12 protein-coding genes are annotated in these 13,636 nt (G+C 54.9%); 1 reads left to right on the top strand and 11 read right to left on the bottom strand.

The genetic code is table 11. The features are described 5' to 3' along the window. Positions 1–2: 2 nt before the first annotated feature. From mraY to leuO, 11 genes are all read right to left on the bottom strand, one after another. Positions 3–1,085, bottom strand: coding sequence for a phospho-N-acetylmuramoyl-pentapeptide-transferase (gene mraY, locus PGQ95_RS16595; RefSeq protein ID WP_087860888.1), 1,083 nt, complete (start codon positions 1,083–1,085; stop codon positions 3–5). Continuing rightward, the gene (gene murF / locus PGQ95_RS16590; protein WP_430918780.1) at positions 1,079–2,437 is read right to left on the bottom strand and encodes a UDP-N-acetylmuramoyl-tripeptide--D-alanyl-D-alanine ligase; all 1,359 of its coding nucleotides are present in this window, start codon (positions 2,435–2,437) and stop codon (positions 1,079–1,081) included. Before murF ends, mraY begins: the two co-directional genes overlap by 7 nt. Continuing rightward, the gene (gene murE, locus PGQ95_RS16585; RefSeq protein WP_015368250.1) at positions 2,434–3,921 is read right to left on the bottom strand and encodes a UDP-N-acetylmuramoyl-L-alanyl-D-glutamate--2,6-diaminopimelate ligase; all 1,488 of its coding nucleotides are present in this window, start codon (positions 3,919–3,921) and stop codon (positions 2,434–2,436) included. The genes murF and murE overlap by 4 nt, the downstream gene beginning before the upstream one ends. Then, entirely contained in the window at positions 3,908–5,674 is a 1,767-nt protein-coding gene (locus tag PGQ95_RS16580) for a peptidoglycan glycosyltransferase FtsI (RefSeq protein ID WP_087860891.1), read from the bottom strand. Before PGQ95_RS16580 ends, murE begins: the two co-directional genes overlap by 14 nt. 15 nt (positions 5,675–5,689) lie before the next feature. Beyond that, the gene (gene ftsL / locus PGQ95_RS16575; protein WP_015704398.1) at positions 5,690–6,055 is read right to left on the bottom strand and encodes a cell division protein FtsL; all 366 of its coding nucleotides are present in this window, start codon (positions 6,053–6,055) and stop codon (positions 5,690–5,692) included. Then, the gene (gene rsmH, locus PGQ95_RS16570; RefSeq protein ID WP_113374413.1) at positions 6,052–6,993 is read right to left on the bottom strand and encodes a 16S rRNA (cytosine(1402)-N(4))-methyltransferase RsmH; all 942 of its coding nucleotides are present in this window, start codon (positions 6,991–6,993) and stop codon (positions 6,052–6,054) included. The genes ftsL and rsmH overlap by 4 nt, the downstream gene beginning before the upstream one ends. A 1-nt stretch (position 6,994) precedes the next feature. Then, the gene (mraZ, locus tag PGQ95_RS16565; RefSeq protein ID WP_015368255.1) at positions 6,995–7,453 is read right to left on the bottom strand and encodes a division/cell wall cluster transcriptional repressor MraZ; all 459 of its coding nucleotides are present in this window, start codon (positions 7,451–7,453) and stop codon (positions 6,995–6,997) included. 638 nt (positions 7,454–8,091) lie between these two features. Continuing rightward, positions 8,092–9,096 carry a catabolite repressor/activator gene (gene cra / locus PGQ95_RS16560; RefSeq protein ID WP_087860892.1) on the bottom strand — a complete coding sequence of 335 codons (1,005 nt, stop codon included), beginning with the start codon at positions 9,094–9,096 and terminating at the stop codon, positions 8,092–8,094. 197 nt (positions 9,097–9,293) lie between these two features. Further along, entirely contained in the window at positions 9,294–9,785 is a 492-nt protein-coding gene (gene ilvN / locus PGQ95_RS16555; protein ID WP_015368257.1) for an acetolactate synthase small subunit, read from the bottom strand. A gap of 2 nt (positions 9,786–9,787) precedes the next feature. Continuing rightward, positions 9,788–11,512, bottom strand: a complete 1,725-nt coding sequence (ilvI, locus tag PGQ95_RS16550; RefSeq protein ID WP_087860893.1) for an acetolactate synthase 3 large subunit — start codon at positions 11,510–11,512, stop codon at positions 9,788–9,790. Between the two features lie 390 nt (positions 11,513–11,902). After that, a complete protein-coding gene (gene leuO / locus PGQ95_RS16545; protein WP_015368259.1) occupies positions 11,903–12,871 on the bottom strand; it encodes a transcriptional regulator LeuO in 969 nt (322 codons plus the stop codon). Between the two features lie 604 nt (positions 12,872–13,475). Between leuO and leuL the strand changes: the two genes are divergently transcribed. Then, positions 13,476–13,562 carry a leu operon leader peptide gene (gene leuL, locus PGQ95_RS16540; RefSeq protein ID WP_020079614.1) on the top strand — a complete coding sequence of 29 codons (87 nt, stop codon included), beginning with the start codon at positions 13,476–13,478 and terminating at the stop codon, positions 13,560–13,562. Positions 13,563–13,636 lie beyond the last annotated feature (74 nt).

Raw genomic sequence — 13,636 nt, 5'->3', positions numbered from 1 at the left:
GATTAACGTACCTTCAGCGTCGCCAGGCCAATCAGCACCAGCATCAGCGAAATAATCCAGAAGCGCACGATAACGCGCGGTTCCGGCCAGCCTTTCAGTTCATAGTGGTGGTGAATCGGCGCCATACGGAAGATGCGCTGACCGCGCAGCTTGAACGAGCCGACCTGCAGGATAACCGACAGGGTTTCCACGACGAAAACGCCGCCCATAATCACCAGCAGGAACTCCTGGCGCAGCAGTACGGCGATAATGCCCAGCGCGCCGCCGAGCGCCAGTGAACCGACGTCGCCCATAAAGACCTGCGCCGGGTAGGTGTTGAACCACAGGAAGCCCAGACCCGCGCCGACAATCGCCGTACAGACGATAACCAGTTCCCCGGCGTGACGCAGATAAGGAATGTGCAGGTAGTTGGCGAAGTTCATGTTCCCGGTGGCCCACGCCACCAGCGCAAAACCGGCGGCGACGAAGACGGTCGGCATAATCGCCAGGCCGTCGAGGCCGTCGGTCAGGTTGACCGCGTTGCCGGTACCAACGATAACGAAGTAAGCCAACAGGATGTAAAACAGTCCTAACTGCGGCATCACGTCTTTAAAGAACGGCACAACCAGTTCGGTCGCCGGGGTATCTTTCCCCGCCAGATACAGCGCGAACGCCACGCCCAGCGCAATCACCGACATCCAGAAATACTTCCAGCGGGCAATCAGACCCTTGGTGTCTTTGCGCACGACTTTACGATAATCATCAACAAACCCGATGATGCCGTAGCCGATTAATACCGTCAGTACGCACCAGACGTATGGATTTGACGGATAAGCCCACAGCAGGACGGAAACGGTAATCGCGGTGAGGATCATGATCCCGCCCATGGTCGGGGTACCGCGTTTGCTGAAGTGGGACTCCGGACCGTCGTTACGAACGACCTGGCCGAAGGACATTTTTTGCAGACGGGCGATCATGCGCGGGCCCATCCACAGAGAGATGAACAGCGCGGTCAGCAGGCTGACGATGGCGCGAAACGTCAAATAAGAAAAGACGTTAAAGCCGGAATAATATTTGACCAGATGTTCGGCCAGCCATACTAACATGTCGCAATCTCCTGTAATGCGCGTACTACCTCTTCCATAGCGGCACTACGTGAACCCTTCACTAAAATGGTCATGATTTTATGCTCTGCCAGCAGCTCGCGCAGGCGAGCTACGACGGCGGCTTTATCGTTAAAATGTTCGCCCACGCCGCTGGCGCTGCTGATATCCGCGCTCAGGGAACCGACGCTGAGGACGCAATCCAGCCCCGCCGCTTTCGCCGCTTCGCCAACTTCGCGATGACACGCCGCGCTTTCCGCACCGAGTTCAGCCATATCGCCGACCACCATCGCCCGGAAGCCCGGCATTTCCGCCAGTACCTGTACCGCGGCGGTCATCGAACCGACGTTGGCGTTGTAGGAGTCATCCAGCAGCAGCTGGTTTTCCGCCAGTTGGATCGGGAACAGACGTCCCGGCACCGCTTGCAGCTGCGCCAGCCCGGTTTTCACCGCGGCCAGATCGGCGCCTACCGCCATCGCCAGCGAAGTTGCCGCCAGCGCGTTAGCGATGTTATGGCGCCCCGGTAGCGGCAGCAGTACGTCGACGTTGCCGAACGGGGTCTGCAGCGTAAATTCGGTGCCATGACTGGTGATATGTACGTTGGTCGCCGTGAAGTCGCTGTTCGCCGCGTTCGGCGAGAAGCGCCACACTTTGCGATCGCCAATCACGCTCTGCCAGTTCAGCCAGTCATTGTTGTCGGCATTCAAAATCGCGGTGCCGTTTTGCGGCAGACCGGTAAAGATTTCACCCTTCGCTTTCGCCACGCCCGCCAGCGAGCCGAAGCCCTCGAGGTGCGCGGCGGCGAGGTTGTTGACCAGCGCCGCTTCCGGACGCGTCAGGCTGACGGTCCAGGCGATTTCGCCCTGATGGTTGGCGCCGAGTTCAATCACCGCATACTGGTGATCTTTATTCAGACGCAGCAACGTCATCGGAACCCCGATATCGTTGTTCAGATTACCGGCGGTATACAGCGTGTTGCCGCACTGGCTGAGGATCGCCGCGGTCATCTCTTTGACCGAGGTCTTACCGGACGAACCAGTCAGCGCCACCACGCGGGTCGGCACCTGCTGACGCACCCAGGCCGCTAACTCACCAAAAGCCAGACGGGTATCTTTCACTACCACCTGCGGTAAATCGCAGGCCAGTTGGCGGCTTACCAGCAGCGCGCCTGCGCCCGCCGCTTTCGCTTGTTCGGCAAAATCATGCGCGTCGAATCGCTCGCCCTTCAGCGCCACAAACAGGCAACCCGCCGTGACTTTGCGGGTATCGGACGTCACGTCATCGATAGCGATATCGCTACCCTGCAGTTCGCCGCGGGTGATATCGGCGAGCTGGCTTAATGTAAAGCGAATCATGCTACCGCTCCCAGCAGACGCGCGACGGTCACGCGGTCGGAGTAATCCAGACGGCGGTTACCGACGATCTGATAGTCTTCGTGGCCTTTGCCCGCTACCAGCACAACGTCGTTCGCTTTCGCCTGCATCACCGCGCCGGTCACCGCTTCCGCGCGGCCTTCCATCACCTTCACCTGCCCGGCATCAAGCATGCCGGCCAGAATGTCGTTGATAATCGCCCGCGGCTCTTCGGTACGCGGGTTATCGTCAGTCACGACCACGATATCGGCAAACTCTTCCGCGATAGCGCCCATCAGCGGGCGTTTGCCCTTGTCGCGGTCGCCGCCGCAGCCGAAGACACACCACAGCTTGCCGCTACAGTGCAGACGCGCGGCCTGCAGCGCTTTTTCCAGCGCGTCAGGCGTATGGGCGTAATCGACCACCACGGTCGGTTTGCCCGGCGCGCTGAACACTTCCATACGGCCGCACACCGGCTGTAAGCGCGAAGAGGTTTTCAGCAGATCCGCCAGCGGATAGCCCAGCGCCAGCAGCGTCGCCAGCGCCAGCAGCAGGTTGCTGACGTTAAAGGCGCCCATCAGGCGGCTTTCGATTTCGCCTTTGCCCCAGCTCGAGTCAAACTGAATGGTCGCGCCGCTGTCGTGATAGTTGACCGCGGTCGCCTTCAGCCAGCGGCCGTGGCAGTTCGGATTGATATGATCTTCCATCGACACCGCCACCGCATCCGGCAGTTTCGCCAGCCAGCGGCGCCCGACTTCATCGTCGGCGTTGACGATGGCCTGGCCGCAATGGTGGGTGGAATAGAGCAGCCATTTCGCCGCTTCGTAATGTTCCATGTCGCCATGGTAGTCGAGGTGGTCACGGCTCAGGTTGGTAAACACCGAGGCGGCAAACTGCAGCGCCGCCACGCGGTGCTGCACCAGGCCGTGAGAAGAGACTTCCATCGCGCCGAAAGTCGCCCCCTGCCCTACCAGGCCGGAAAGCACGTGCTGAACATCAACCGCAGAGCCGGTGGTGTTCTCGGTCGGCACTACTTTATCCAGCAGGCCGTTACCGACGGTCCCCATCACAGCGCTGGTTTCGCCGAGCAGTTTCGCCCACTGCGCCAACAGCTGCGTAGTCGTGGTTTTACCGTTAGTACCGGTGACGCCCACCAGACGCATCTGCTGCGAAGGTTGTTGGTAAAAACGCCCGGCCAGCGCGGATAACCGCTCGTTCAGTTGGCTCAGGTAGATGACCGGCACGCCGTGCATCTCACGAACTTCGCCGTCTGCGGCCTCGCCCTGCGCCTCAGCAATAATGGCAGCAACACCTTGCGCTATCGCCTGCGGGATATAACGACGCCCGTCCGCCTGATGACCCTGTACCGCGACAAAGAGGTCGCCGGACGCCGCCACGCGGCTGTCCAGCGTCATCTCTCGCAGAATTCGCTCCGGCGCATTTGGCACCCACGGAGCGAGAAGGTCGCGCAAATTACGATCTGCCACCTGTTCCCTCGCCTTGATTAATCACAAATTCACTTTTTTCGCCCGTTGCCAGCGCATCCGGTTCGATGTTCATGGTGCGCAATACGCCGCCCATGATGGCACCGAACACCGGCGCGGAAACGGCGCCACCGTAGTATTTACCTGCCTGCGGGTCGTTGATCACCACCACCAACGCGAAACGCGGGTGGCTGGCGGGCGCAACGCCTGCGGTGTAAGCAATATATTTGTTGATGTAGCGGCCATCCGGCCCCACTTTTTTCGCCGTACCGGTTTTAATCGCGATACGATAGCCTTTGATCGCTGCTTTCACGCCGCCGCCGCCGGGAAGCGCCACGCTTTCCATCATGTGAACGACGGTACGAACGAGCGAGTCCGGGAATACGCGCTCGCCCGGCACCGGTGGATCAACTTTGGTAATCGACAGCGGGCGATAGATGCCGTAGCTGCCAATCGTTGCGTAGACTCGCGCTAACTGTAACGGTGTTACCATTAGCCCGTAGCCGAAAGAAAAGGTGGCCCTCTCTATGTCAGACCACCGTTGTTTTTGAGGATATAAGCCACTGCGTTCTCCGACCAACCCCAAATTGGTCGCCTTTCCAAGCCCAAAACGTGAGTAAGTATCTACTAACGCTGAGGACGGCATCGCTAACGCCAACTTAGAAACGCCGACGTTACTCGACTTCTGTAGCACCCCGGTCAGGGTCAATTCGCTGTAGCGCGCCACGTCTTTGATTTCGTGGCCGTTAATTCGATATGGAATGGTATTCAGCACGGTATTTTCATTGACGATGCCGCGCTGCAGCGCCGTCATCACCACCATCGGCTTCACCGTTGAACCCGGTTCAAATACGTCGGTGATGGCGCGGTTACGCATGGTATCTTTGGACGTACCCGCGAAATTATTTGGGTTGTACGACGGGCTGTTGGCCATCGCCAGCACTTCACCGGTGTTGACGTCGACCAAAACGGCAGTGCCTGATTCCGCTTTGTTGAACGCCACCGCATTATTCAGTTCACGATACACCAGCGCCTGTAGGCGCTCGTCGATGCTCAGCGCGAGGTTATGCGCCGCCTGGCTGTCGGTGGAAGAAATGTCTTCAATCACGCGGCCATAGCGGTCTTTACGCACGATACGCTCGCCCGGCTGGCCGGTTAGCCACTTATCGAAGCTTTTCTCAACCCCCTCGATCCCCTGGCTATCGACGTTGGTAAAGCCAATGAGGTGAGCGGTTACTTCGCCTGACGGATAATAACGGCGAGACTCCTCGCGCAGATGTATCCCCGGCAGCTTCAGTTTTTTGATGTAGTCGGCCATGTCAGGGTTCACCTGACGCGCCAGATAGATAAAACGCATCCGCGGGTTGCTGTTGATACGCGATGCCAGCTGGTCCAGCGGCATGTTCAGCGCATCGGCTAACGCTTTCCAGCGGTTATCGAGCGTCACGCCGCCCGCATCATGCAGCTCTTTCGGGTCGGCCCAGATGGCTTTTACCGGCACGCTGACCGCCAGCGGGCGGCCGGAGCGGTCGGTAATCATGCCGCGCGCGGTTGACACTTCCTGCACACGCAGGGAACGCATATCTCCCTGACGCACCAGCATATCCGGACTCACCACCTGCAGCCACGCGACGCGGCCAAGCAGGAAGGCGAGAGCGATTAAAATACATCCGCACAGCAACGCAAAACGCCAACTGATAAAGTTGGCCTGTTCTTCCTGACGTTTTGCTTTTGGCGTTTTCGGCGCTGCTTTCATGCGTCGCAATAATCCTTATTTCTGTACCACTATATTTTCTTGTGATGGATCAACGTGTTGCATCTGCAACTTCTCTGTCGCGATCCGCTCAACCCGACTGTGATCGCCAAGGGCGTTCTCTTCGAGGATCAGGTTGCGCCATTCAATATCCAGAGCGTCACGCTCCAGAACCAATTGTTCACGCTGCGCGGTTAACAGACGGGTATGGTGCGCCGTCGTCACCACGGTCACTGCCGTTATGATGATGCAAATGAACAGGCAGAGTGGCAGCTTCCCAAACCGCAGAAGATCGTCCCCGATAACGCCAGGCAAGGCATGGCGCTCGTTGCTTCCTAACGATCCTTTAACTTTGCTTAAGGCTACTGTCACTCTGCCGATCATGCGTTCGTCCTCTCTGCGATACGCAGCACTGAACTACGGGCGCGTGGATTCTCTGCCACCTCTTCTTCGCCCGGCATCAACTTGCCTAGTGCTCGCAACTGACGGCCGCCCAGTTTCCTGAGCTGCTCTTCAGTCATCGGGATCCCCGCTGGAACCTGCGGACCGCGACTTTGTTCACGCATAAAGCGCTTCACAATACGGTCTTCCAGCGAATGGAAACTGATAATCGACAGCCGGCCGCCGGGGGCCAGCACGCCGAGCGAGCTTTTTAGCGCCTGCTCTATCTCCTCCAGTTCACTGTTCACCCAAATGCGCACCGCCTGGAAGGTACGGGTCGCGGGATGTTTGTGCTTATCTTTCACCGGCGTTGCCGCCGCGATAACTTCCGCCAGCTCTTTGGTACGGGTCATCGGCTCAATGCGGTTACGCTCAACGATCGCGCGCGCGATACGTTTACCGAAACGCTCCTCGCCAAAGGTTTTGATGACCCAGGCGATGTCGGCTTCTTCGGCGGTCTGTAACCATTCGGCGGCGGACTGACCGCGAGTCGGATCCATGCGCATGTCCAGCGGACCATCGCGCATAAAGGAGAATCCGCGTTCCGCGTCGTCCAGCTGCGGTGAAGAAACGCCAAGATCGAGAAGAATACCGTCGATCTTGCCGGTAAGATTGCGCTCGGCGACGTAGTCAGCCAGCTGCGAGAAAGGACCATGTACGATGGAAAAGCGTGGGTCATCGATGGTTTTCGCAACGGCAATAGCCGTTGGGTCGCGATCGATTGCCAGCAGGCGCCCTTCCGCCCCCAGTTGGGAGAGGATCAGACGCGAGTGACCACCGCGGCCAAAGGTTCCATCAATGTAGATACCATTTGGACGAATATTCAGGCCGTTAACGGCTTCATCCAGAAGTACCGTAGTATGTTTAAAATTTTCCATCATTTTATAAAGACAAATCCTGCAGGCGCTCCGACAGTTCACCGGTAGCGGACTGCTCAGCGTCGATATCTTCCTTGACCCGTTGATACCAGGTCGTTTCATCCCACAGTTCAAATTTATTAAACTGTCCGACCAGCATCACTTCTTTTGTCAGCCCGGCATGTTGCCGCAGCACCGGCGCGATTAGCAATCGTCCGGCGCTATCCATCTGACATTCGCTGGCATGCCCCAAAAGCAGACGCTGTACACGCCGCTCAACGGGATTCATGCTCGACAAACGCGACAATTTTTGCTCGATGATTTCCCATTCAGGCAAAGGATAAAGCAGCAGGCACGGGTGATGAATGTCAATGGTGCACACCATTTGACCAGAAGCATCCTCGATCAGCCCGTCGCGGTAGCGCGTCGGTACAGCCAAACGGCCTTTACTGTCGAGATTGACTAACGTTGCTCCACGGAACATGCCAGCCTCACCCCTTTTCGCCACTTTACCCCACAAATTCCCACCTAAAGGAGTTTACGGAGCGGAGGAAAAGCTTGTCAAGCCAGCACTAATGCCAACGGAGCGCAAAAACCCATTATTTACAGCCGATATTAGCCCTGATGAATAAATCACCAACAAACGAGGCAAATTAACGTTATGAATACGTGTAAGAAAATAACCAACAAACTCGTAACAGTTAAAAGCGACAAAATATCTTCAGCGGGAAAATATAAAGTGTCAGTTTGCGACGCGAGCGGCATTTTAGGCCATTCTGATGTCCGTTAACAGTGCCTGTTGTGGACGGAGAAGCACTTGTGCCGCGGCCTGACGCTCTCAACGGCGATGAAGGCAGGATAAAGCGATTGTTAATTCAGCAATTATTCCGATGAATGTAACAAAATAATACTAACAGATGGCATTGCGCATTTTCTTGCACCATTTGGATACAAAAAAATCTTTCTCAGGAATAAAACAAAATAAGGCGTAAAGAAGTTTAGGGATTTGTCTGAAAGCGAATAGATTTACGAATCTCTACGTAAATTGTATGGATTATCGCCAGATGCTAATCCATCTGGCGAATAACCTACGAAGAATCTTAACCTTTTTTCGCTAATGGATCAGCGGCGATTCAAACTTCCGCGATGATAAAGGTTACGACGAATACGGCTTAAGCCTGGTTTTGGCTTACGCGGTTCATCCAGGCTTGCCAGTACAATCTCTAAAACACGCTCGGCAACGTCGCGGTGACGCTGCGCAACTGCCAGCACCGGACACTGCAGGAAATCGAGCAGTTCGTTATCACCGAAGGTGGCGATGGCGAGTTCGGATGGCAGTTTGCCTTCACGGCGCAGCGTGACGTCCATCACGCCCTGCAGCAGCGGGAAAGAGGTGGTGAACAGCAGTTGCGGCATCGGATGCGTTTCCAGCCACTTTTCAAACAGCTGGGCCGCGGCTTCGCGTTCATAGCTGTTGGCATAGAGGAAGTTCACTTCCCGCGGGTCATCCTTCCACGCCGAACGGAACCCCTGCTCGCGCAGGAAGCTTACCGACAGCTCCGGCAGCGCTCCCAGATACAGCACATTGTCACCGGGGAATTTGCGCAGCTCGGCGGCGAGCATTTCAGCGTCGTCCTGGTCCGCGCCGACGACGCTGGTAAAGTGTTCACGATCGAGCGCGCGGTCGAGCGCGACAATCGGGAAAGGATCGTTCGCCCAGCGCTGATAGAATGGATGCTCCGGCGGCAGTGAAGTCGAAACGATAATGGCATCCACCTGGCGCTGCAGCAGATGCTCAATACAGCGCATTTCGTTATCCGGCTGATCTTCCGAGCAGGCGATCAGCAGCTGGTAGCCGCGCTGACGCGCCTGACGCTCCAGATAGTTCGCAATACGGGTATAACTGGTATTCTCGAGATCCGGGATCACCAGACCAATTGAACGCGTGCGTCCTGCGCGCAGGCCAGCAGCGACCGCATTCGGGTGGTAGTTATGCTCGCGCACCACCGCCATCACCTTCTCGACCGTTTTATCGCTGACGCGATACTGCTTCGCTTTGCCATTAATCACATAGCTCGCGGTGGTTCTTGAAACACCGGCCAGCCGGGCGATTTCATCCAGTTTCACAATTGCCCCTTGGGTAAGAAGTACAAAAAACAACCATTAAATAGATATACTCATTAGAGTATAGAGATCCATTTTTATAACATCTAAACGCAGAATAGTTAGCGCGGCAACCGCTTTCGTCCACAGTTCCTACGGAATTCGCAAAAAAATAACCCGACAGTTTGTGTCGGGCTATTTTTACGTCATTTTTTCAGCGTTTAGCGCATGATTTTATCGCCGCGCGACAGGCCGACCACTCCGGAGCGCGCCACTTCAACAATGCGCGCGACGTCGCGCAAGGAGGCCAGGAAGGCATCCAGCTTATCGCTGGTTCCGGCAAGCTGCACGGTATAGATAGAAGGCGTGACATCAATAATCTGCCCGCGAAATATCTCGGTGTTGCGTTTCACCTCTTCGCGGCCATAACCGCTGGCCTGCACTTTCACCAGCATGATTTCACGCTCGACGTGGGAGCCCTGGCCCAGTTCGCTAACCCGCAGCACGTCCACCAGCTTATGTAATTGCTTTTCGATCTGCTCAATGGCTTTTTCGTCGCCCACCGTCTGGATGGTCATGCGGGACAACGTCGGATCGTCGGTTGGCGCTACCGTCAGGCTTTCAATATTGTAGCCGCGTTGGGAAAACAGGCCGATCACCCGGGATAATGCCCCCGATTCGTTCTCCAGTAATACAGATAATATCCGGCGCATAATCAGGTTCTCTCCGTTTTGCTCAACCACATTTCGTCCATGCCGCCGCCGCGGATCTGCATGGGGTAAACATGCTCGCTACCATCAACCGTTACATCAACGAACACCAGACGGTTATTACGCACCTGCTCCAGCGCTTCCGCCAGTTTAGCCTCCAGCTCTTGCGGCTCGCTGATGCGAATACCGACGTGGCCATAAGCCTCAGCGACGCGCACGAAGTCCGGCAGCGATTCCATATAGGACTGCGAATGGCGGCCGGAATAGAGCATATCCTGCCACTGCTTCACCATCCCGAGGTAACGGTTATTCAGGTTCAATACCAGTACCGGCAGTTCGTACTGCAGGGCGGTGGAAAGCTCCTGAATGTTCATCTGGATGCTGCCGTCCCCGGTCACGCAGATAACGGTTTCATGCGGTAGCGCCATCTTCACGCCCAGCGCCGCAGGCAGGCCAAAGCCCATCGTGCCGAGGCCGCCGGAGTTAATCCAACGTCTTGGTTTATCAAATGGATAATAGAGCGCGGCGAACATCTGATGCTGGCCGACGTCGGAAGTCACGTAAGCGTCGCCGTTGGTCAGGCGCCAGATGGCTTCAATCACCGCCTGCGGTTTGATCTTGCCGCTTTGCGTGTCGTATTGCAGGCAATGGCGGGAACGCCACTGTTCGATCTGCTGCCACCAGTCGCGGATCTCATCCAGCGGCTGCTGGCTCTCTTCCTGTTCAAGCAGATCAAACATCTGGTCAAGCACCTGACGCGCGTCGCCGACGATCGGCACATCCGCCGGGACGGTCTTGGAGATCGACGTGGGATCGATATCAATATGCAGCACAGTGGCGTTCGGGCAATACTTAGCCAAATTGTTGGTGGTGCGATCGTCAAAGCGGACGCCAACTGCAAAAATAACGTCAGAATGATGCATAGTCATGTTGGCTTCATAGGTACCGTGCATCCCCAACATCCCCAGCGCCTGCTGATGAGTCGCTGGAAAAGCGCCTAAACCCATTAATGAAGAGACCACCGGTAGCTTCAGCTTTTCGACCAACGTACGCAGCTGCGCTTCGCACTGCGAATTGATTGCACCGCCGCCAACGTACACGACCGGTTTTTTCGCCGCCACCAGCGTTTGCAGCGCGCGTTTAATTTGCCCTTTATGGCCGCTGGTCGTCGGGTTATAGGAACGCATGCTAACCGCATCCGGCCAAACGTAAGGCAGCTTCTTCGCCGGATTAAGAATATCCTTCGGCAAATCGACCACCACGGGCCCTGGACGGCCGCTGGCGGCCAGCCAGAACGCTTTCTTTAGAATACCTGGAATATCTTCAGTCTGTTTCACCAGGAAGCTGTGTTTGACCACCGGCCGCGAGATCCCCACCATATCGCACTCCTGGAAGGCATCGTAGCCAATCAGCGAGGTCGCGACCTGCCCGGAAAGAATGACCAGCGGAATAGAATCCATGTAAGCCGTTGCAATACCGGTAATAGCGTTTGTCGCTCCCGGGCCGGAGGTCACCAGCACCACCCCGACTTCGCCAGTCGCGCGCGCCAGCCCGTCGGCCATATGCACCGCCGCCTGCTCATGGCGCACCAGCACATGGTCAATGCCGCCGAGGGTATGTAATGCATCATAGATATCGAGGACTGCGCCTCCGGGATAGCCGAATACTTGCTTGACGCCCTGATCGACAAGCGATTGGACGACCATCTCGGCTCCTGACAACATCTCCATGGTTTGCCTCCAGGCTTATTGTTTTCACGACGGCGGAAGTCATTTTCCGCGCGCGTCGTATGATGCGCCGCCAGCGGCAGCGCATTGAGGTGAACGACTTGCTGTGCATTACCATAACTGCTCGCCAACAGGCAGGCAATTCGCCTGCCGGGGTCTGCAGCGGGTCTCAAAAGCAGAAAAGAAAGCATCTGGAGAAATATATGGAGGATTGCTTCATGAATAGCAAAATGAGACAGCCAATACTCGGGGAAAATGGCTTACGGCAGAAAATCATCCATTTTTCACCGTCGGGTTGCGAGAACCCGCGGTGATAAACAGAATAATATTCTGCTTTTTGGCTATTTATTCAGATAAGCTGGAGCTTTCGCTCCCCTTTGTAGATAACGGCAATTAGCGCTGGCAGATATTCGCCAGTAACTCTTCCATCCATTGATGGCCTTTATCGCGACCGGCCGCTTCGTGCCAGGAGAGGAAGCAGGTGCGGCTATTTACCTTCAGCGGCAGCGGTAATATCTGCAGGTCTAATTTATCCGCGAATTCATTGGCTAACCAGCGTGGCGCTATCGCCACCATGTGGGTTTGCGAAACTACATTTAATACGCTGACCATGGCATTGCCCTGATAAGCAATACAGGATTGTTTATCTACGGAGTCATACCACGGCTGGCTAAATGACGCATAACGATCCAATGCGACGACCGCGTGCTCTTCCTGATAAATATCCGCTTCCGTTAACGGCCCGGAAATACGCGGATGTTTACGGCTGGCAACCAGAACCATTTCATCTTTGAATAAAGGTATGCAGGCGAACTCAGGACGACGAAACTCTTCATAGCCGATAACAAATTCAATTTCCTGATAACGCAGCTGATGTTCGGTGTTTTGATGTAGCGCTGATTTAAAGACCAGATGAATATTTGGCGCGATTTCACCAACTTTATTAAATATTAGCGAGGTTAAGTAATTATCCAATGGGCTACAAACGCAGAGGTTAAATACGCGTTCGCTACTCAGCGGTTCAAAACCGGAACCCGGCAGCTCATTTTGCACCAGTTGCAATGCCTGGCGTACCGAGCCAAACAGCTGATATGCCCGCGCCGTTGGCTGAATGCCGCGCCCATAGCGAACAAACAGTTCATCATTAAACATCACCTTAAGACGAGATACCGCGTTACTTACCGCCGGTTGGGACATGCCGAGAGTATGGGCCGCGCGGGTAATATTTTGTTCCTGCATCACCGCATCAAAGACGGTCAGCAGGTTGAGATCCACCATCCGCAGTTGTGGTTTAACGACTTCCTGTCCCGGGGCTGATTTATATTCAGTATTTTCAATTAACATATCTAACTCCACCGTCACGCTAAATTCCTTTTACCAAAGTGCAGTAATTAATTAAGACAATAGCATTTATCATGCATATTAAATCTGCAAAAGGGTAAAGTTGAATTTTAGGAATATATCAAGGTTATGAGTAGCGACGAAAAACCTCACAGGACATCACCGGAACCCGCCTAAAACATATCATTTACTTGATGATATAAAGTGTACCCATAGATCACAGGAATAAACAACACCACTATTAGTTAATTGCAATTTAAGTATCAATTAACTATCTATTTTCCCTCTGCTATTAATTAACACTTTGTTATCCTTCCTCTCGCCTAAAATTCTCAAAACCAGCAACGACAACACCACTAATCCCTTATGTTTCATTAAGATAAGCACATTCTTCCCTCCTGTCTTTATCGCCCCCCTTTATGATAAAAATTTTTTCTAATTGTTTTATTTTTCCAGAGGCAGATAAATGTCTCAAATAGGATCGTCGGCGAAACAAGGGATAATCCAGCACAATTAGCTAATTCACCAGGCTTGTGAAAAACAGTTTTTATCTTGCCTGGGGTTGACATCAAAACCGCTATCCAGTAACTCTAAAAGCATATCGATTTCAACTGGAGTATGACGCATGATTCGCACTACTCGCTTCACCAGCCTACTACTACTAAACGCATCCATTGTGCGCGGTAGGCTGTTGGGCGACGTTCAGCGTTAAGTCATCTTCCAGCAAGACACTAAACCCGCGCCATTGCGCGGGTTTTTTTATGCTCGAAGCAAGGCGCCAGGCAA

The organism is Klebsiella sp. 141240, from assembly GCF_050600805.1.
GTDB lineage: Bacteria > Pseudomonadota > Gammaproteobacteria > Enterobacterales > Enterobacteriaceae > Klebsiella > Klebsiella aerogenes.
The sequence above is the reverse complement of the archived record's forward strand: the minus strand, read 5'-3'. Positions and strand labels throughout refer to the sequence as shown.

Coding starts and splice junctions, on each gene's coding strand:
- ftsL (WP_015704398.1), bottom strand. CDS start 6,055: ATGATCGGCAGAGTGACAGTAGCCTTAAGCAAAGTTAAAGGATCGTTA.
- mraY (WP_087860888.1), bottom strand. CDS start 1,085: ATGTTAGTATGGCTGGCCGAACATCTGGTCAAATATTATTCCGGCTTT.
- ilvN (WP_015368257.1), bottom strand. CDS start 9,785: ATGCGCCGGATATTATCTGTATTACTGGAGAACGAATCGGGGGCATTA.
- ilvI (WP_087860893.1), bottom strand. CDS start 11,512: ATGGAGATGTTGTCAGGAGCCGAGATGGTCGTCCAATCGCTTGTCGAT.
- PGQ95_RS16580 (WP_087860891.1), bottom strand. CDS start 5,674: ATGAAAGCAGCGCCGAAAACGCCAAAAGCAAAACGTCAGGAAGAACAG.
- leuL (WP_020079614.1), top strand. CDS start 13,476: ATGATTCGCACTACTCGCTTCACCAGCCTACTACTACTAAACGCATCC.
- murF (WP_430918780.1), bottom strand. CDS start 2,437: ATGATTCGCTTTACATTAAGCCAGCTCGCCGATATCACCCGCGGCGAA.
- mraZ (WP_015368255.1), bottom strand. CDS start 7,453: ATGTTCCGTGGAGCAACGTTAGTCAATCTCGACAGTAAAGGCCGTTTG.
- rsmH (WP_113374413.1), bottom strand. CDS start 6,993: ATGATGGAAAATTTTAAACATACTACGGTACTTCTGGATGAAGCCGTT.